General features: G+C 50.2%; 18 protein-coding genes. 5 read left to right on the forward strand and 13 right to left on the reverse strand.

Features of this window, described 5'->3' with window-relative positions; all coding sequences use genetic code 11:
- Positions 1–336: 336 nt before the first annotated feature.
- The 3 genes from NR121_RS11825 to NR121_RS11835 are packed head-to-tail and all read right to left on the reverse strand — an operon-like array spanning position 337 to position 2744.
- Complete coding sequence (locus tag NR121_RS11825) at positions 337–1053, reverse strand: FadR/GntR family transcriptional regulator (protein ID WP_062410019.1); 717 nt, start codon at positions 1051–1053, stop codon at positions 337–339.
- Between the two features lie 5 nt (positions 1054–1058).
- Positions 1059–1256: a hypothetical protein gene (locus NR121_RS11830; RefSeq protein WP_054818353.1), complete on the reverse strand. Its 198-nt coding sequence runs from the start codon at positions 1254–1256 to the stop codon at positions 1059–1061.
- A 36-nt stretch (positions 1257–1292) separates the two neighbouring features.
- Entirely contained in the window at positions 1293–2744 is a 1452-nt protein-coding gene (locus tag NR121_RS11835; RefSeq protein ID WP_062410020.1) for a purine-cytosine permease family protein, read from the reverse strand.
- A gap of 459 nt (positions 2745–3203) precedes the next feature.
- On the opposite strand from NR121_RS11835, the gene NR121_RS11840 reads away from it, so the two are divergent.
- Positions 3204–3635, forward strand: coding sequence for a DUF1641 domain-containing protein (locus NR121_RS11840; RefSeq protein ID WP_054818354.1), 432 nt, complete (start codon positions 3204–3206; stop codon positions 3633–3635).
- A gap of 27 nt (positions 3636–3662) precedes the next feature.
- The gene (locus tag NR121_RS11845) at positions 3663–4841 is read left to right on the forward strand and encodes an NAD(P)/FAD-dependent oxidoreductase (RefSeq protein ID WP_062411072.1); all 1179 of its coding nucleotides are present in this window, start codon (positions 3663–3665) and stop codon (positions 4839–4841) included.
- 146 nt (positions 4842–4987) lie between these two features.
- On the opposite strand, the gene NR121_RS11850 is transcribed toward NR121_RS11845, so the two are convergent.
- On the reverse strand, positions 4988–5833 hold the full coding sequence (locus NR121_RS11850) for a YheC/YheD family protein (RefSeq protein ID WP_074727699.1): 846 nt from the start codon (positions 5831–5833) through the stop codon (positions 4988–4990).
- A gap of 161 nt (positions 5834–5994) precedes the next feature.
- Here NR121_RS11850 and NR121_RS11855 point away from each other — a divergent pair, with 161 nt between their 5' ends.
- From NR121_RS11855 to NR121_RS11865, 3 genes are read left to right on the forward strand one after another with little or no spacing between them, the layout of a single operon-like run.
- Positions 5995–7206, forward strand: coding sequence for a phenylacetate--CoA ligase family protein (locus NR121_RS11855; RefSeq protein ID WP_074727701.1), 1212 nt, complete (start codon positions 5995–5997; stop codon positions 7204–7206).
- Between the two features lie 21 nt (positions 7207–7227).
- On the forward strand, positions 7228–8202 hold the full coding sequence (sbnA, locus tag NR121_RS11860; RefSeq protein ID WP_256831228.1) for a 2,3-diaminopropionate biosynthesis protein SbnA: 975 nt from the start codon (positions 7228–7230) through the stop codon (positions 8200–8202).
- 33 nt (positions 8203–8235) lie between these two features.
- Positions 8236–9201: a 2,3-diaminopropionate biosynthesis protein SbnB gene (locus NR121_RS11865; RefSeq protein WP_054818368.1), complete on the forward strand. Its 966-nt coding sequence runs from the start codon at positions 8236–8238 to the stop codon at positions 9199–9201.
- A 198-nt stretch (positions 9202–9399) separates the two neighbouring features.
- On the opposite strand, the gene NR121_RS11870 is transcribed toward NR121_RS11865, so the two are convergent.
- The 9 genes from NR121_RS11870 to NR121_RS11910 all read right to left on the reverse strand — a co-directional run bounded on the left by NR121_RS11870 (position 9400) and on the right by NR121_RS11910 (position 18477).
- Positions 9400–10383 carry an ABC transporter substrate-binding protein gene (locus NR121_RS11870; protein ID WP_256831229.1) on the reverse strand — a complete coding sequence of 328 codons (984 nt, stop codon included), beginning with the start codon at positions 10381–10383 and terminating at the stop codon, positions 9400–9402.
- The gene (locus NR121_RS11875) at positions 10376–11158 is read right to left on the reverse strand and encodes an ABC transporter permease (protein ID WP_256831231.1); all 783 of its coding nucleotides are present in this window, start codon (positions 11156–11158) and stop codon (positions 10376–10378) included. The genes NR121_RS11870 and NR121_RS11875 overlap by 8 nt, the downstream gene beginning before the upstream one ends.
- A gap of 18 nt (positions 11159–11176) precedes the next feature.
- Positions 11177–12193, reverse strand: a complete 1017-nt coding sequence (locus tag NR121_RS11880; protein ID WP_054818359.1) for an ABC transporter substrate-binding protein — start codon at positions 12191–12193, stop codon at positions 11177–11179.
- A gap of 7 nt (positions 12194–12200) precedes the next feature.
- The gene (locus tag NR121_RS11885) at positions 12201–12761 is read right to left on the reverse strand and encodes a TlpA family protein disulfide reductase (RefSeq protein ID WP_256831232.1); all 561 of its coding nucleotides are present in this window, start codon (positions 12759–12761) and stop codon (positions 12201–12203) included.
- Positions 12762–12839: 78 nt separating this feature from the next.
- Positions 12840–13400: a YcnI family copper-binding membrane protein gene (locus NR121_RS11890; protein ID WP_054818362.1), complete on the reverse strand. Its 561-nt coding sequence runs from the start codon at positions 13398–13400 to the stop codon at positions 12840–12842.
- Positions 13397–15031, reverse strand: coding sequence for a copper resistance protein CopC (locus tag NR121_RS11895; RefSeq protein WP_256831233.1), 1635 nt, complete (start codon positions 15029–15031; stop codon positions 13397–13399). The genes NR121_RS11890 and NR121_RS11895 overlap by 4 nt, the downstream gene beginning before the upstream one ends.
- Positions 15028–16440, reverse strand: a complete 1413-nt coding sequence (locus NR121_RS11900; RefSeq protein ID WP_062410030.1) for a 4-hydroxyphenylacetate 3-hydroxylase family protein — start codon at positions 16438–16440, stop codon at positions 15028–15030. The genes NR121_RS11895 and NR121_RS11900 overlap by 4 nt, the downstream gene beginning before the upstream one ends.
- A 28-nt stretch (positions 16441–16468) precedes the next feature.
- Positions 16469–17365: an ABC transporter ATP-binding protein gene (locus NR121_RS11905; RefSeq protein WP_256831234.1), complete on the reverse strand. Its 897-nt coding sequence runs from the start codon at positions 17363–17365 to the stop codon at positions 16469–16471.
- A 2-nt stretch (positions 17366–17367) separates the two neighbouring features.
- Positions 17368–18477: a 4-hydroxyphenylacetate 3-hydroxylase C-terminal domain-containing protein gene (locus NR121_RS11910; RefSeq protein ID WP_256831235.1), complete on the reverse strand. Its 1110-nt coding sequence runs from the start codon at positions 18475–18477 to the stop codon at positions 17368–17370.
- Positions 18478–18899: the final 422 nt, after the last annotated feature.

Consider the following 18899-nt stretch of genomic DNA (forward strand, 5'->3'; position numbering starts at 1 on the left):
TTCATTCCTGATTGACCATCCCATTCTCTATGCCGAAATACGTGTCCCCCCCGTGTGATCATCTGAAGAAACTTGGTCAGACCAGAAGTGTGTAAAAAATTTTGTTATATTATATAACATGAAACTTGGTCTGACCAACTTCTTATGGGCTATTATAGCACTATACATTGTTTTTGAATAGTATTTATGTAATATTTATTTACACTAAATAAAAAATAAAGGCCTTTAAATTTTATAGTTAACATAATAAGTAATATATTTGCTCTCGTTACCTTAAAAAATGGATACAAAAAAAGGCCTGCAGCAGGCCTTGGGTAGCTGAGCATGATATGTTCTTCATCCATCGTTGGGCGTAGGATCGAGGGACTTGATCAACTGAATGGTGTAATCGATATGCCTTTCCATTTCTTCAGCGGCACGACGACCGTCCTTGTCGATAATGGCCTGCAGTATGGCCTGGTGCTGACGGGTAAATTCAGCGTTGGCTCCGCTGATCATCTGCGTTTGAACACGAACGGTATACAAGTTCGGCGTGACCAGATCCGAAACCAAAATCAATATATCCGATAGCGTATTATTATAAGCGGCTTTCGCAAGAAACAAATGAAAATCGATGTCCGCCTGGATCATGTTTTCCAGATCAGCAGCTGCAACCATCCGCTCCATGACGCCTTGCATTAAACGGATGTCGGCGTCTTTTCTGCGTTTTGCCGCCAGTTTAGCAATACCGCCCTCAAGCACCTTCCGGGATTCCAATAATTCAACGGATGTTTCCGTAGGAATCGTGAAAAACGGGAGCATATTGGTCAATATTTTGGGAATATGAGGAGTTTTAAGAACGGTGCCTTCACCCGGTTTAGAGTGAATCACGTCGAACATCTCCAATATTCGCAGCGCTTCTCTTACCGAAGACCTGCTCACCTGTAAAAATGAGGCCAACTCGCGTTCGGTCATTAATTTATCACCGGCAACCAAATTGCAGGAAGTAATATACTCACGAATTTGATGCAATACTTGTTCAAACATCCGATGATTTTTTTGGACTGTCGTCATTCCAATCACTTCCCGTCCTTGCGGTTATTATTGGCTTTTTGCAGGGGTTCTCCAAATCCGCACTCATCGTCTTCCATTCTCAAGAAGCGGTCACGGCATAATGCCGAACAAAATGTATGATCTCTTTCAGGAAATCCCGCAACATGAATGACCGGCTCCCCGACGATGAGTTTGGAACAAATCTCACATTGATCTTTAGTCATCTTATCACCACCTGTCCACTTAATCCAGACCTTCCTCTACCCGTCAGGCGCTTTTCCTCTATAGTAGGAAGGAGGTATCCAATGGGTCTCCCGGTCATACGGAAACTCGGTAAAATAATAAAAGCCTCTCGTGGCTGCAGTCAAAATAATATGCAGTACAGCGCCGACGATCATGGATAAAAAGGATGCATAATATATCGGATATAGCCCCAGCATGCCGAAAACCCCGACAGATACGCCAAATCCCAGAGAAATCAATCCCGTCGGATTCCACCGGTATAAGAAAGGCCTGCGGTATTCGATAAAATCGGTTGGCCCCAGTCTAAGCAGCTTACGGCATACATAATGATCGGCGAGCATGATAAAGATCCATGTATTCGTCAAAATCCCGGTAATCGCCAGCCAGTTTTCGAGGTACTGCACAATATTAAAAGAATAAAACACGCATCCCAATACATAAACTATGATCATCCAAAACTGGCGCCCGGGCTTAAATCGGAAGGCCAGCGAAAACGTATTGGAAAGAGCCAATGAACCGGAATACAAATTCATGACATTCACCCGAAACTGGGTAACCAGAACAAACAGCACTCCCCAGATTCCTATCACCTTCGGGAAAACATAGCCGGAATCCGCAGCCAGCATCTTAGCATCGCCACCTGTAATCGTGGGCATTAACGTGTAAGCAAACAACGGCCCGATGAGGATTGTAACAAACATCGGGACAAGCATGCCGATCATGGCCAGGAATCCTCCCCGATATCCCGAATTTTCTTTTGCAAAACGCCCGTAATCGGCAGCCATAAGACCTTGAAACACCATTTGCCCATTCGCCATCATGAATGCAATCCACATCGAGTGTTCCGGAAGCCACGGCAGCACCCACCGATCCGGTCCCGCAACCTGATAATGATGGGTCAATTGATATAAACAAAGTCCGAGCAATAAGGCGTATATCACGACTCCCCAGGTTTGGAAAATTTGCAGTGCCTTCATTCCATACCATACAAACAACAGCTTGACCAAACCTAATGCCCCAAATATCAAGGTCCCTTCTACCGCATCAAACTCCACATGAAAATATAAGGAAATGGCATGCGTTACAATCGTACCTTCAAATAAAAAATAAAATACATAGTTCATTCCGTAAATGAAAGAGGTAACGGCAGAACCCATATAACCGAAGCCCATGCCGCGCGTCATCAAATCTATGGTCAGCCCTTCTTTGCTGGCTAAACGGATCATCATCATACCGATGATCGTCGAGCCGATAAAAAAATAGCTAAGCGGCCACAGCATATCAGGCCACCCTACGACATAACTCAACTGCGCCCCGAAGGTGAAAAAAAACATGGCCGTTGAGTTGCCGAGCAGAACGGCAATGATGGCCGGAATCGGCCAACGATAATACGAAGGAATCTTACGGATCGCATAATCTTCAATGTGTTCGGATCGAGTGGTTTGTGTCGGACCTTGGAACCATTTCATAGAAATACTCCCTCATAAACTTTCCAGCTTTCCAGCATATATTGAATTCCCGGTTTGTCGTGTGGTTTGAAGCAGAATAGGGAGCACCCTACGAAATAACTTCATGTAATATAATATAACATAAAATAAATGAATTGTGGCTTCCTTTATGAATATGATCTAAACGGTGTTAGAGGGTATCGCTTCTTTCATAACTAATATTTGCCTGAGTTTTTGGTAAAAAATTGGAGATCGAGGTGGTAAAAATTTTTTAATAAAAAAATGACACAAAATCATGCAAAATGTACAAAATAGGTGTACAATAAGAAAAGTGGCTCGGATGCATGCAATTCTGTGATCCATTCAATGTGAAGATTTTCACAACGGAAAATATAGTAAATTATGTTTATTATATATAACATCCATATTTGCAGCGACGAGCAAGGTACTATTTACACGAAATAAGGAGGAACGTAGCAAATGTTAGAAACAACCATTCAGAAATCGGAACAAGAAACTCCCGCGGTACAAGGAAAGCCGGATGTGCTGGATCAATTGTTAAAGCCTGAAGTGCAAGAATCCTTGACTGTGTTGGTGGATCAGCTTCCGAAGCTCACCGAAATGATGACGCTTCTAACGAAGACATATGATCTGGTGCAAAAAGTAGCTACAGACCGCGTGCTTATTCAAGATATGGTAGGCGGTATCCAGGAAGTGGTCAAACCGCTCGAGGAAAAGGCAAAAGCCATAGCGTCGGCCGCAATCGAAGCCAATGATCGTGCCGAGCAAAGCGATGCCACTATCGGCCTGTTCGGCATGCTGAAATTGCTTAAAGATCCGGAGCTGCAAAGAATGCTGCGTTTTGCGCAAGCGTACCTGGATATTATGAACGAAAGAAAACAACAAGCCTAATTGATGGAACTGAACGGGGGACTGAACGTGAAAAAGCAAATTTTAATTTTGGGTGGCGGCTACGGCGGCTTGTTAAGCGCCCTTTCCGCTCGTGCAAATTTATCGATAGAAGAAGCTTCGATTACTGTAATCAATCGCTTTGGGACGCATCAAATCATTACGGAGCTGCACCGTCTTGCTGCAGGTAACGTGGCGGAAAAAGCGGTTGCGCTGCCATTGGAAAAATTGTTTAAAGGCAAAGACATCCAATTAAAGGTCGGAACGATTGAACATATCGATTTGGAAGCGCGTAAAGTCTTAGTGGCCGACGGCACAACCTACAACTACGACGCATTGGTTCTAGCTCTTGGCAGCGAAACCAACTTCTTCGGCATTCCAGGTCTTCAAGAAAACAGCTTTACATTGAAATCCGTAAACGATGCCAACCGCATTTACAAGCATGTGGAAGAACGGATTCGCGAATACAGCAAAACGAAAAATAAAGCGGACGCTACTTTCGTTATCGGCGGCGGCGGCCTCACAGGCGTCGAGCTGGTTGGAGAACTTGCGGACGAGTTGCCGGGCATTTGCCGCAAAAACGGCGTGAATTTTGAAGATGTATCGCTCTACCTGGTCGAAGCTATGCCAACCATTCTGCCGATTTTCTCTGCGGATTTGATCGAACGCGCGACAGCGAGCCTGGAAAAACGCGGTGTGCAGTTCTTGACAGGTTTGGCAATTACCGAAGTGAACGGTAACACCGTCAGCTTGAAAGACGGCAGAACCATCGAAACCAACACACTGGTTTGGACCGGCGGCGTACAAGGCAACTCGCTGGTAGCCAACTGCGGTATTGAAGTGAATCGCGGCCGCGCAACGGTGAATGAATTCCTGCAATCGGTATCCCACCCTGAAGTATTCCTCGCCGGCGACTGCGCGGTCGTCTTCGGTCCTGAAGGACGCCCGTACCCGCCAACAGCACAATTGGCATGGCAGATGGGTGAGCTTGTGGGCGCAAACATCGCGGCTTCCTTCAAGGGCGGCAAAATGGACGCGTTTGCTCCGGTCTTCTCCGGAACACTCGCCAGCCTGGGACGTAAAGACGCTATCGGTTCCATCGGCCAAAACGGCATCGAATTGAAAGGCGCACCGGCTTCCATCATGAAAAAAGCGAGCAACGCCCGCTACCTTTCCCACATCAACGGCTTGTTCGCACTTGCTTATTAAAAAAATAGTTTTCCTAAATAACAAGCCTTCGGGATTTCCCGAAGGCTTGTTTGTACAGATCTATGTCTGAACCTCCAAACCGATAGGAATGGCCGCTGAAGTCCCCTTCCCTAAGCCCTTTTTACTTGGCAGTACCCTGGCAAAGGTTAGACTACGCCCTGTTTTGATTTCGTGCATCTCAGTTTGTAGGTTCGCCCGTACCCTTTGGCATAGCGAATGATCCGGCGAATCATGCTCCTGTTTTTCAGTTTGGTAAACGGACAAGGATCGGGGTTCGTATTCACTTCGATAATCCACGGCTTAAGACGCCGGTCAAGGGCGATGTCCGCACCGATTTCCCGCATGCCCGGATAGGCGGCGCTTAGCTGCCTGGCGGCCTTAACCCCGATCTTCTTCATTTTTGACATCAAGGCCTTACGCTTCTCTTTGCCGGTGTAAACTTTCAATAATACCTCAACCGGATAAATGGTTCCCCCCTGGCTCCCGTTTGTCACCACCTTGCGCGGATGCGCCACGCGGCCCACAATCCCTGTAGCCTTCCAGCGGCCCTTGGGATTTCGCTGCACCATGACACGGACATCGAACGGCCGGCCGGCGTGAACCAAAAGCCGGACCCCCTTTTGCACCAAATAGGGCCTTCCCCGGGTCTCTTTTAAGATGGCACGGTAAGTCTTTCTATAATTGGTAAATTGATGCACACGGACACCCGTCTGATAGCGGTATTTTATCCTCTTCTTCCGGTCTATGACGTCTATGCTGTCTTGGCTGTCATTGCCGCCGCTTTCGGGTATTCGTTCCACACGAATCACACCCTTCCCCTGAGAACCATTGCAAGGCTTGATGTACACCATGGTATACTTTTGCAGCATCGCATACAGCGCATCCCGGTCCATCCTTCTTGTTGCAAGAATGCGTCTTCGCAGCGACTTGTTTCCCCTCAGCACCCTCGTTTTCGTCAGCTTGTTGGAGACACGCCTTATTGCCCGTTTCATTCCGCTCTCCCCCCCATAATGCCACTAAATTACATTACGGGAAAGGTGGGACATTTGTTCGGGCATCCGCCCAATGGCAGAACCAAAGGGGAATTTTTACATATGATTTACTATAGGGGTTTGTTTCAGAGCTACAGATTGCAGCGAACGGGGAGACAACCATGATACCGTTGGAGAAATTGCAGGATAAAGTGCGAAAAACAACCAGGATATTTCCCTGGTACAAAGAGCTGATTGGCGGCGATGGCGATATAGCGAGCGGAATCAACCGTATACAGGAATTGCCTCTCATGACGGCGGACATTTTCGAAACTTATTATTATCACCGCCCGCATGATCCTTCCCTGGCCGTATACCGGACGTCGGGAACCGGCTCGGGCCGTCGAAAAGCCATCCTCTACTCTGAGGAAGACGATACGAACTACATTCAGATCAAAACGAAGCTGTTCGGCGAACTTACCGCAGGAAGCGGCTGCATCAAGGCTTTGGCGGATATGGGTACCGGCCATGCGGCGAATACGGCCCTGGACATATTTGAAAGGCTGGGAATGGAAGGGCGCTCCATTGCCTTCGAACTGCCGATCGAGCGGCACATTGAAGAGCTGCAGACGTTTCAACCCGACCTGCTGTACACGATGCCTTCCATTCTGGACCATATCGTATATGCCACCGAGAACCCGCGTGCGTTCGGGATCCGCAAAATCATGCTGGTCGGGGAAATCGCTCCGCCGGAGTGGCAGCGGAATATGGCCCGCCTGTTCGGTCTTGATCCAAGCGACATCATCGACACCTACGGCTCGATTGAAATCGGCACGATCGCTTATTATTCCCACGATCTGGGCAGATATATTCTTGTCGACGGCCTATTTGCGGAAGGAATCGGGGCGCAGGAATTGGATGAGGGACTCGAGCCGCTTGGAGATAACGAGAAGATCCTGGTGCTCACTTCATTCGTCCGAACCATGCTGCCGGCCATCCGCTTTGTAACCTACGACGTCGTCAGGGACTTCAGGCCCGTGATGGTCGACGGCGTAATGAAGCAGAGCTTTCAGTCCATTGTCAAACGGGTGGGGCGAGAACTAAAGCATGGGGAAAAAATCAGCCTGTACGATATCGAGCAGGCCGTATACCGGCATGTCGAAGATGCGATCATCCGGGTCAAGGTGCGAAACAATGTGTTGGCCGTGCAAATTAAAAGCAAATCGGAAATGGACTCCGTCCTTCCGGCCATCCGGGAGGAAATCAGGGCGTGCATTCCGGAAATCGGCATGATGATTCGGAACCGTTTGCTTGATGACATCGAAGTCATTGCAGTGGGGGAAGACCAACCGCTGGAGAACGGGAGGGTCAAAAACAAAAAGATCTATTACTAGATCAGCAAAGGTTGGGTTGTCATGGACATCAATGGCGGTATTTTGTCGGTCATCGGAAATACGCCTCTGGTTAAGCTGAGCAGCCTGTTCCGGGACCGCGATCTTGAAGTCTATGCGAAATTGGAGCTGATGAACCCCGGCGGAAGCGCGAAAGACCGCCCCGCCCTGCGGATGATCCGGGAAGCCTGGAAGGAAGGGAAGATTGGCCCGGGGACGGTTGTCGTCGAATCCAGTTCAGGTAATATGGCGATCAGCCTGGCAATGATTTGCAAATACCTGGGGATGCGCTTCATCAGCGTGATCGACCCGAAGACGACGGAGTATAACATCCGAATCCTGAAGGCTTCGGGCGCGGAAATCGACTATGTCGCCGATCCCGATCCGGAATCCGGAGAGTTTCTTCCTGCAAGGCTGAAACGCGTGCAGCGGCTTCTGGCGGAAATCCCGGGCAGCTTCTGGCCGAACCAATATGCGAATACGAACAATTACTTGGCTCACTACCATACGACCATGAAAGAAATCGTGGATCAACTCGGCCGGGTGGATTATTTGTTTTGCGGCGTCAGCACGTGTGGAACGCTTCGGGGCTGCGCGGAATATGTAAAGGATCACGGGTTGGCAACCCATATCGTGGCCGTAGACGTAGAGGGCAGCGCCATTTTTAGTGCGAATAAGAGCAGACGGCGGTTCCCCGGGCTGGGCGCCGGCATCGTGCCGCCCTTCTGCAAAACGGATATCATCGACCGGATCGTGCATGTCTCGGACTGGGATATCGTCACCGGCTGCCGGGCATTGGCGCAAAAGGAATCGATCATGGCCGGGGCGTCCTCCGGAGGTGTCATCGCCGCCGTCAGGCATATGGAGCAAGAGCTTGTCCCGGGAGCGAAATGTGCGGTCATCCTGCATGACCGGGGCGAACGCTATCTCGATACCGTATATTCGGACGCATGGATCGAGAGCGAGTTCGGCCGGGGGCTTCCGGCAGGAGATGATTGATTGACGCTACCGATTACGAAGGGAGGAAGCGGCATGCTATATATCAACGACCGGGAAATCCGCGCGATCGGCATGGACTGGCAGGCTCTGGCCGAAATGGCGGATTCCACGGTACACATTGTCGATTCCGGGGATTTCGCGCAGCCGGTCAAGCCGTATTTGCGGTACAACAATCTCAAAAACCGGATCATTGCGATGCCCGCTTATGTCGGGGGAGACGTGAATGCCGCGGGAATCAAGTGGATTTCCAGCTTTCCGGATAATATCCGGATTGGCCTTCCCCGAGCGCATAGCGTCATCGTATTGAATGACCCCGACACGGGCCGCCCTTCCGCCATCCTGAACTCGCCGCTTCCCAGCATCGTGAGGACTGCGTCCGTCAGCGGGCTGATGATCCGGCATTTTCTGCAGGCGCGTTCACTCGAGCGGTTTCATCTCGGCATTATCGGTTGGGGGCCGGTTGGACAGTATCATGCCCAAATGGCCGAATCCTTATATGGGGACAAGATCGAACGCATCCGGGTGTATGATATCAGGGGAGTGGATTTGTCCGGAATCGCTTCTCCTTACCGGGACCGGATCACGGTCGAAAAGACGTGGGAGGACGTTTACCGGCCGTCCGATATTCTCATTACGTGTACCGTATCGGAGAACCGGTATATTGATAGTCCCCCTGGAAAAGGCAGCCTTTTGCTGAATGTTTCCCTGCGCGATTACAAGCCGGAAGCGTTAGCCTCGGTGAAAACCGTCATCGTCGACGATTGGGATGAAGTGTGCCGCGAGAACACCGATATCGAACGGCTCCATCTGGAACGGGGGCTGGCCCGCAGAGATGTCCAAACGCTTGCCGATGTCGTCTGCCGCGACAGCCTGGCGGAAATTGCCGACGACGAACCCGTCTTCTTCTGCCCGATGGGCATGTCCGTCTTCGATATCGCGACGGCAGTGTATTATATGAAGCTGGCGGAAGAAAGAGGGCTTGGGGTAGAATTGGACTGAGGCGGTGGGCATCCGGGGGCGGATATAACCGATCCCGGACGCCGCTGAACGCCGAAGACTTTTGAACGGGTAAGCTCAGATAAACATCCGCTGTAAAAACGAGCGTAGCTCATCCTTTTCCACCCTGCTCCCGGCCGTTCCTTTTCCCCAGTGGCAACCGATTTTCCCGAATGCTTCAAGCCGGTAAAAGATCCTTTTCTAAGGAACCATTTCTTTGACGTTCAAAGTCCCGGCCCGTTCTTTTTTGGAAGCCAAATAATCGTAAAGCTTCTGTTGTCCCGATACGATGCTGTCAAGGAAGGGAGCGGTGCCGTACGCTTTGCGCTCAAACGAGGAGAGCCACATCAAATGTTCAATGTCGGTATGCTCCGTTAAGATGTCGGCGGCATCGTGAATATTAGTCATCGTCCATTCCCCGTGACGCTGAATCATCTGCAATGCCGACTTGTAAATTTCCTCTCTTTGGGCATAACGGTCCGAGGCTGCGATGTAAATATCCCGAGTGCCTATTTTTCCGGTCGCATCGACAACAATACGTATCCCCTGAGGCTCCAATTGACTAATCAGGGGCTCCGAAATCACCCAAGCGTCAGCCTTGTGGCTGGAATAGGCATCCAGCAGCTCCTGGCCAAGCTCCGAGTTCGGTTTTATATCCTTCATGGACAACCCGGCCTCTTCCAACACCTGCAGCAATAATAAATGTTCATTCGTTTTAGGAGCGAACGCTACCTTCTTCCCTTTTAAGTCGCCGGCTTGGAAAATCGTTGAATCCAGCGGAACAATGACCGCATAAGCCGCCGGATTGCTTGGCTCCGCAGCCAGATAAACGATGGGTGTATCCGGGTCGTGAAGAAAAGCGGGAACCGCTTCTCCCACGGACCCGAGGTCCACTTGTCCTGCCTCAATGGCCTGAAACAAAGAAACATCGTCCTCATACAAAACCCATTCTAATCCGACATGATGTTTCTCCGTCAGTCTCGACTCCAAATCCCCTTTCTTCATGACAGCCAACAACATGCTGTTGGGGGTATAACCGATCCGAAACACATTTGGATCAACGGGAGGACGGGAAGAACCGCGAGGCGAGGAATTCTGAAAACAACCGGCCAGGAGCGTGGCCATCATCAATAAAAGAAAAAAGGCCGGCCCATGTTTGCCGGCCTTGCGTACTGCATTACGCATTGACAGAGAGTCCTTTCTTCCATCTGGTGAAACGGGCCTCAATCACAGCGAGGATATAATTCAGTAATAATCCCAGAAATGCCAAAACAATAATGCCGGCATACATATCGGGAATTTGGAAAATTTCCTGCGAATTTAAAATGTAAAATCCAAGGCCTGCGGATGATCCGATCATCTCGGCAGCCACCAGCGCTGTAATACAATAGGCTCCGCCCAGGCGAATGCCGGTAAAGATGCTCGGCGCCGCAGCGGGAAGAATGACCCGGAAAAAGAGGAAGCTTTGCGAGCCACCCATGGATTTCGCAGAGTCAATCAATAGTTTGTCGACATATTTCACACCGCTTGCGGTATTTAACAGGATCGGCCAGAAAGAAGCCCATAGAATGATCGCAGTTTTGGAAGTTTCCCCGATCCCGAGAAATAAAATAAATACGGGGAACAAGGCAAAAGCCGATATTTGACGAAACAATTGAAGCAATGGATCGACAATCGCTTCGAATCGCTTAAACCAACCCAAAAATAATCCAAGCAGCGTGCCTGCTACGATGGCCAACAGCAGCCCCGACAACGAGCGTTGAAGACTGGCGAACACGTGAACCCATAAATTACCGGTCGAAAACAGCTTCGTAATGGAAACGACAACGCTGGACGGCGGGCTTAAGAAGGCTTTATTCACAATGCCGAGTGTCGGCAGCAATTCCCAAACCAGTAAGAAAAGAATGATGCCTAAACTTCGGTCGGCAGATGACCTGATGATCCTGATGAAACGTCCCATTTCATTCCCCCCTCAACTTTACTTTACGGTCACGGCGCTGGCGCTGGACGCTGCTTTCTCGGCAAACGGATTAAATTCGTTCGTGTAGACGTCTTTTACGCTTATCTTTCCTTTCGGAATCATGCCCTCGTTCTCAAGAATGTCGATATAATATTGAATCGGGGGCTCAGTAATGACGAGATCTTCCACATAAGCGAACCGATCAATGAATTCGACATCCATATCCAAACGCTTGGCGATAATTTTCCTGGCTTCTTCCGGATTTTCGTTAACCCAGTTCGCTGTTTTCGCAATGGTTGTTACGAAATCCTTCACCGCTTCGGGATGCTCTCTCATAAACTTCCCGTTGACGCTGTACGGAGCCATACCGCCGAGCCCCTTGTCAAGATCATAGTCGCTCCAAAGCTTCACAAGATCCTCGTTTTTCTCCGCTTTCCCCGACAGCGGAGCGTGCAGGATGGCCAAATCGATTCCGCCTTGAAGCAGCGTTTGTTCCATCTTTGTTTCCGGTACGACGAGGAAGTTGATCTTGCTTACATCCACGCCTTGTTCTCTAAACCATTTCTTCGACACGAATTCGGCGCAAGCTCCAAAGCTGTTAAATCCGATGGTCTTCCCTTCCAAATCCTTCGCTGTCGTAATCCCGCTGTCCTTCCGAACGAAATACTTCATATGAGGCGCTTCTTCCAGCGTTTTTCCTCCCGCGGAGATGACTTTAATATCCGCACCGCTGGAAATCGAGGAGATGACAAGAGGCACCATTCTTGTTCCAAAATCGATATCTCCTGTGCCCACCAGCGGGATAATTTGCGGAGAGGCAACGGCGCCGACATACTTCGGTCTCGTGCTGGTTCCTTCAAAATAACCGAGTTCATCCGCAAGATAGACCAAATCGAATCCCGGATTATCCGGATATTTAAACTCAACGATGGACTTTCCCGAAGAATCGACCGCCTGATTCGAACTGCCGCAGCCGGCCAGTACCCCCATCATGCCTATGATGACAGTAATAAACAACAGCTTTGCTTTCTTCATTTCACCTCTACCTCTTTTCGTCTGTTTTAGTAAGTGCTTTAAATGCATTCTCCAAGCGGGCCAGGTCCGTCTGACCGACAATCGTCTCCACCCGCCGGCCTTCCTGATTAAAAATCAGCGAAGACGGATAAGCGGTAATTCCATACTTTCTGGCCACCGTACCGGAATCGTCAAGAAGCACGGGCAGTAACAGCTGCTGCTCTTTAACAAACTCCGCAACGCGATCCAGGCTGAGCTCCGTAAACGTTAAGTTGGCCGTCAATACCTCGATATCGGGATGTGAAGACGCGAATTCAATAATCGCCGGCATCTCCTCCTTGCACGGCGGGCACCAACTGGCCCAGAAATTCAGCAGCACCGGCTTTCCCCGATAGTCCGATAGCCGAACCCACTCCCCCTCCAAAGACTCCAGAAAAAAATCTTCCGCAGCCGGTCGGTCCAGGGTTTCTTTCGTATCTGCCCGAACATGGTTAACTATCGCAACGATCACAAGGATGATGATCACAAGAAGGGCGAACCGGTTTCGAGTCCGGTCCCCCCGCTCCGCTTCATAATGCTTGTCTCTCAATGGCCATCGCGCTCCTTACGATCGAGTTTACAGCTTGGATGCTCTGCGGCGGGAAACGACTGCGATCGAAACGATGGCTTACACAAGCGCTAACCATGAGATTAACGCGGCAGAAGATTGCACCCAGTTGGATTGGGCTTGATGAGAAACGGCATGGTGGTCGCCTGCGTTATGCCCGCCGCCCGGGGCTACTTTGGTCACCGAAGCCGGTTGATCCGAACCCGCATCGCCGGTCCATTCCACAACGGAACCGTCGGAATAGGTCTGATAAGCCTTCCACACGATTTCTTTCGCATCGTCCGCCACTCGTCCCTGAATCCGAAACTCACCGAATTCTCCGTCTCGGAAGCCGTCCCCTTCAGCCGACCAGACAATTCCGGTGTTATCGCCCTCGGCATTTTTCGTGAATTCGTAAGACCAGCCTGCGAGCGGCTGCACCCTGCTGATCGATATTTGTTCCGGGAAATGCACCTCCACTCGAACCGTGCTGGCCTCCTTCTCATTAGGAACTCTCACCGTAAACACCTCGTGGGCACCTTGAAACGTTTCATTCGGATTCACGGTTACGTGCGCCTCCGCGGTTTGTACAGCTAATAAAAGTACCGCAAACCAGATGATTGCAAAACGCCATGGCTTCATGGTCGCTGTTCTCCCCCTTTACGTTCATTGAAGAAATTTTTCGTTGTCACATACTCAACCTCGTTCATGTTCTGAAAGCGAACCTCCAAATTCCATTTCCCATCGAACGGCAAATAGGCTCCTTCTTTCGAAAAATGGTAATTGTACAGGCTTTGCGGACTTCCGTTCGTCGGAACTCTTTCCAGCGGAACCTCGATCGGGGCCATTTCCGGGTCGTCCAAATAGGTTAATCGAAGAGTCACTTTCTTGAAGCCTTCATCGTGACGTCCTGTACCGACGGAAACGTTGAACTGATTCGTTGCCCCGGGTTCATTCGGCGTAATAATCGCCGCAATATGTACCCCTTTTACGTTTTCGTGCCAAAAAACCGGACCCATCCCGGATGTTGGATTCATGTAGGTTAGCACGCCGGTGATTCCGGCGATCATCAAATAGAGAGCGATATCGGCGATCAGCCACGTATGAGAACGGGACGTTTGGCGTTTTCTAATTTTGGATCTAAGCAGCGCCCCGACTCCGACGACGAACAGAACCGATACGGTTTTGGCAATCAATAACTTCCCCCACAACGTGTCAATCCAATTTGTAAACCCGTTCGTATATAAAAGCGCCATGCAAAAACCGGTTCCGACAAGTGCAACTATCGCCGCCAACGCCCAATTTGAAAGGACATGGAAGTGTGGCGCCACTTTGTCATCGTTTCGGTACCGCCAATAAAGCGTTACGGCTAACACCGCTCCTACCCATGCACCGGCTGCAGCGGCATGCAGGACATCCAGCACAAACGTAATCCATGGAATGCGGTATCCCATCGCATGTCCGTTGAGACCCTTGGCGCCAATCACCGCCAGCAGCCATACGCCATCCGACCATGTCCGGCGCAGCAGTACAAAAAATCCGGATAAGATGGCAAGGGCCGAAATCAAGTAGGATATGCCTACGAAAGTGCCGAAGATCATTTCCACCCGTTCCTTTGCCTGATACCCCTCGCTAAGCTTGGACAGATCGTTCCATGCCAGCAATAAAAATCCGATCAGATGCAGGATCAGCAGGGTGAACGTGATACGTCGGAATCGATTCCGGTCGAAAACAGCAAGCGGATGAGCGATTAACCGTACACTGACCCATCCGGCCAATGCGAGGAGGCTTGAAAAATACACAAACCGGATCGCCCAATAAGCGGCGTTTTTACGGATATCGTGTTCCTCATGGAGCTTGGTGGCCGAAGAATAGCCTATCTTTGCTTCGGTTTCGGTCCCTACAGTAAATACATAAGAGCCTCGAATCGGATGGCCATCCGCCGAAATGACACGGTACGTGACGGTATACCATCCGTTATTCAACTGGGGGACGTCGAGTCGAATGGTTCTCCGATCCGTCTCCATCGTCGGCGGCTCGGTCGTGACAGGCAATCCTTTATCGTTATACACCCGGATACTGAACAGCTTTCTCTCGACTCGTTCATTAAACTCGAGTACGATTGCCTCCGGACTTTCGTGTAAACGGCTGTCTGGTGCCGGAAATACGCGTAGAATGGTAGCGTGGCCGGAAGCAACGCCGGCCGTAAAGAAACAGCCGACCACTCCCAGCAGGAACCAGACACATACACGGGCAAAGCGAAGCCTTCTCATCCGACCTGAACCGACAGCGATTTCTTATCATACTCCAAATATTGCGCTGCGTAGGTACGCACTGGATCGCCGGCGTAAAACCGCTCATATAATTCATGCCGCCCGGCCAACGGACTTCCTACCAGGTCCCATGCCAGCTTAAGCAGCCTCACACGCTCCTGGGCGTTTCGGTCGGCTCCCCGATAATACGTTTGCAGCTTATCCCCTAAAGGTCCTTGGAGCTCCGCAATGGAAGAAGGAACCTGGAGCATACCGGCGCCGGACAATTGCTGCAATATTTCTATCGCTCTCGGATAATACCGATTTCCAAGATTTTTGGCCGTAATCAATGGCTGCAGCTGCGGAGCCCACACTCCGTCGGGGTACAGCTCGGCATGATGCTCTGCGGACAGCAGCAGCGCTTTAATCGACTCCAATTGGAAAAACAACTCCGCCAGCTTCTCCTGCACATGTGTAAATTTCTTAATGCCGATGGATTGAGCCAGTTCATTGCCTACGGCCGCTACGAATTCCAGCTTGCTGATCAGCCTTGCAATGTTTTCGTGAGCACTAATGGCGGAAACGTATCGGTCCGATCGTATGCTCCAGATCGCCTCCGGATCATCCTTGATAAAGACGCGCTCCCACGGAATAAGCGCATCGTCAAACACCAGGATCGCATCCATTTCGTCATAATGAGCGCTTAACGGATCATCCTCCTCCCGTTCGGATGCAAACGAATCCCGGCAGATCAAATGCACTCCAGGGTGGCTGGCCGGAATGGCAAACATAACAGCGTAACGCTGTTCATCTTGCGTTTTCGGGCTGTGCGGCGATACCATAATTTCATCCATATAAGGACCGCCGGTGGCAATCATCTTTGCGCCCCGGACGATAATCCCATCTTCCGTTTCCTTCAGGATGCGTACCGCCGTATAGAGATCCCCCAATTCGGAGGCCAGCTTCGTCCGATCGATTTGCGGATCGTGGCCCGCAGCGGTCAAGAGCAAATCATTGTCCCGTAAATGCGTGTAATAATTTTTGATTTTGTCAGGATAATACGGTTGTTTCGAGCGTATCAATTCCCGCCTGATAAACCAGCCGGTAAGCTGAGCGCGATAAAATCCGGCCACTCTGCTCATCACCCCAAACGTGGCATCGGACCATAGCCGGAAGGAATCGCTCCGCTGAAAAATATGTTCTTTCGCGGTTGGAACCTGAAAGGCCCGGTTCGCTCTTCCGCCGCTCTCCGTTACAAAGGTCAGGCGCTCCTTGGTCTCCGGATGATCTTGCAGATCCAATATCCTGGCAACGGATGCAACCGTGCCCGCGAATGAAGGATGTGTTGCGATATCTTGTACGATCGAACCGCGAAACCATACGTTTCTGCCGTCATTTAACCGTTGAAGATAGCTCTGTCCCGAACTCATATATCGGTTTCTCCTCTCTTGTGCTGCGTTACCTGTTGGAAACTTTCGCCTGTAACCCTTCACTCTCAGGCTGCTTCGCAGGAACCTGGATCGACTCCGTATTCAATTTGGAAGATGCGGCCGCCGGGATTTGTAAGCTTTGCGACTGTTCAACCTCGTCCTTCAAGATCAACCAGGCCCGTTGGCGAAGCTTCACAAAGGCCTCGGAATTACGAATGTCGGCAGATCTTGGGCGTTCTAAGGGGATGTCGATGATTTCTTTGATTTTTCCCGGCCTTGCGGTCATCACGGCGACCCGATCGGCCAAAAAAATAGCTTCATCCAAGCTATGCGTGATAAATATGATGGTCTTCTTTTGCGTATCCCAAATTCGCAGCAGCTCGGATTGGAGAATTTCCCGCGTTTGTGCATCCAATGCGGCAAATGGCTCATCCATCAGCAGCAGGTCGGGCTGATAGGCAAGTGAACGGGCGATCGCTACGCGCTGACGCATGCCGCCGGAAAGCTCGTGGGGATACCGATTTTCGAAGCCTTGAAGACCTACAAGCTGAATGTAGTAACGTGAGATTTCTTTTCGCTCCTTCTTATTCACGCCCCGAATCTGCAAACCGACTTCTACGTTTTCGATTACGGTTCTCCAGGGAAAGAGCGCATACCCTTGGAAAACTACGCCTTGCTTTAGATTAATGCCGTTTACGGGCTCACCGTCTACCTTGATGTCTCCCGCGGTTTGATGGGACAATCCGGCCAAAATGTTTAAAAATGTCGATTTGCCGCATCCACTCGGTCCGAGGATGGCCAGAAATTCGCCTTCTCTTACATCGATTGCAAAATCCTTGAGTACGGTAATCGTGTCCTTTTTCCCCGCTTCATTTCTAACCGTAAATTGCATCTCTACATTTTTGGCCTCTATTTTGGTCTTCATGATTAGACACCTCTTTCTCTCCAGAACGCTTCATAACGATTCCGGAGCTGTTCTTGTGGAAATAAACGAAATAGTTCCGTCGATAGCCGAATGGGGTCGCCGAACGCGAATTGTTCGTGCTGACTGCGGTTGACTGCCTCCTCGCTGCTTGCAAAGCTTCGCACCAGCTGCCGTAAGGGGTCATCTTCGCTTGCTCCGATATCGATATGGTTTGTTCCGATGCGCAGCACCCCGTCAACAGCCTGCTTATAGAACGCCCCTCCTGCTTTTTTGGCCGCTTCCAGCGGGAGGGCGGCCGGCAGCAAGATGCCCGCTGGACTGGGATACGCATGGATTTCCGCCGCATGGATGAACGCCTTCAACGTATCCAGATTTTGAAGCAGTTCACCCAGCAGACCTTGAATATGCAGCTCCTTATGACGTCCGCCTCTCTCCGCAACGTCAATCGCAACCGCCGTAACAAGCTCCACCAAATTCGCCTGACGCGTTACCCATTGATAATCCGCAACGGACTTCAATGCCGGATGTCCCAACAGCGGGGCTGCTTCCGACGGGTTTTGGAGAACCAGCACCCGTTCTTTGGGAACGAACAGATCATCAAACGTCACCGTCGCTCCGGCATTAGCTTGCGTTTTATGGGGTAAGCCCAAATTCGGATGGTCTGCAGGAACCAGCACTACGGTGGAAGGAGTAAGCTCATCCTGTTCACGAACGAATACAAGCAGTTCGTCTGCATCCACTACGTCGGAAGCAAAACGCTGTCTCCCGCTAAGCGTAATGCCCTCGGGTGTCAGTTGAACGGCCGTATTGTTTTCCGGATCCATCGGGGAAAAATCATAGAAGGTAGTCGTGATCAACTTGTTGTCCCGGCTGAGCGAGTTGTATAAATGACCAATTCTATAAGAAAATACCATATGGGCAAACGGTTCGATATGCCGGTGCGCATACCATGCGGAAATGAGCGCGCTGGCATACTCCGGGTACCCGGAGGAATGAACGGATTTTATCCGTTTAAGCCGCAATTCATTTACCTCCGTCGGCAGCGTGTATGCCTGCCGCCGTTCATTATGCTTATCGTCCCGCTCCTTCGTTTGAGCATCGTTAATTTTCATCTTCAACCTCCCGCAGGCAAATAACTAACGGCCCGTCAGCCCCTTCAACCTTCGTTAATAGAATTGAATAACCTTTGACACATGGATTGCACGGCTATCCGGCGTTAAGCCCCCATGATAACTTCACGTAAACCAGTCGGTAATAAAAAAGGAGACAATCCACCAATCCATGGCGGCTTGTCTCCGGTTGTCCGGTCGGGTATAAAGTTAAATCCATATAAATCCCATTTGTTTACTATGATTCAAATCATAATGTTTCATCAGGATGCTGTCAACCTATTTTTTAAATTTTTGTTGCAATTTTACTCATTTATCCTGCTTACCATATCAGTTTTTCACGGCTTTTATTGTGCCGGATTAAGCTGTTGGTAGTGTCAAGAAGTTTGTGTAACGTAGTAGATATATCCAGAAGTGGTTGCGTG

The sequence above is a fragment of the Paenibacillus sp. Pae15 genome (assembly GCF_024519685.1).
In the GTDB taxonomy this organism is placed as follows: Bacteria; Bacillota; Bacilli; order Paenibacillales; family NBRC-103111; genus Paenibacillus_G; species Paenibacillus_G naphthalenovorans.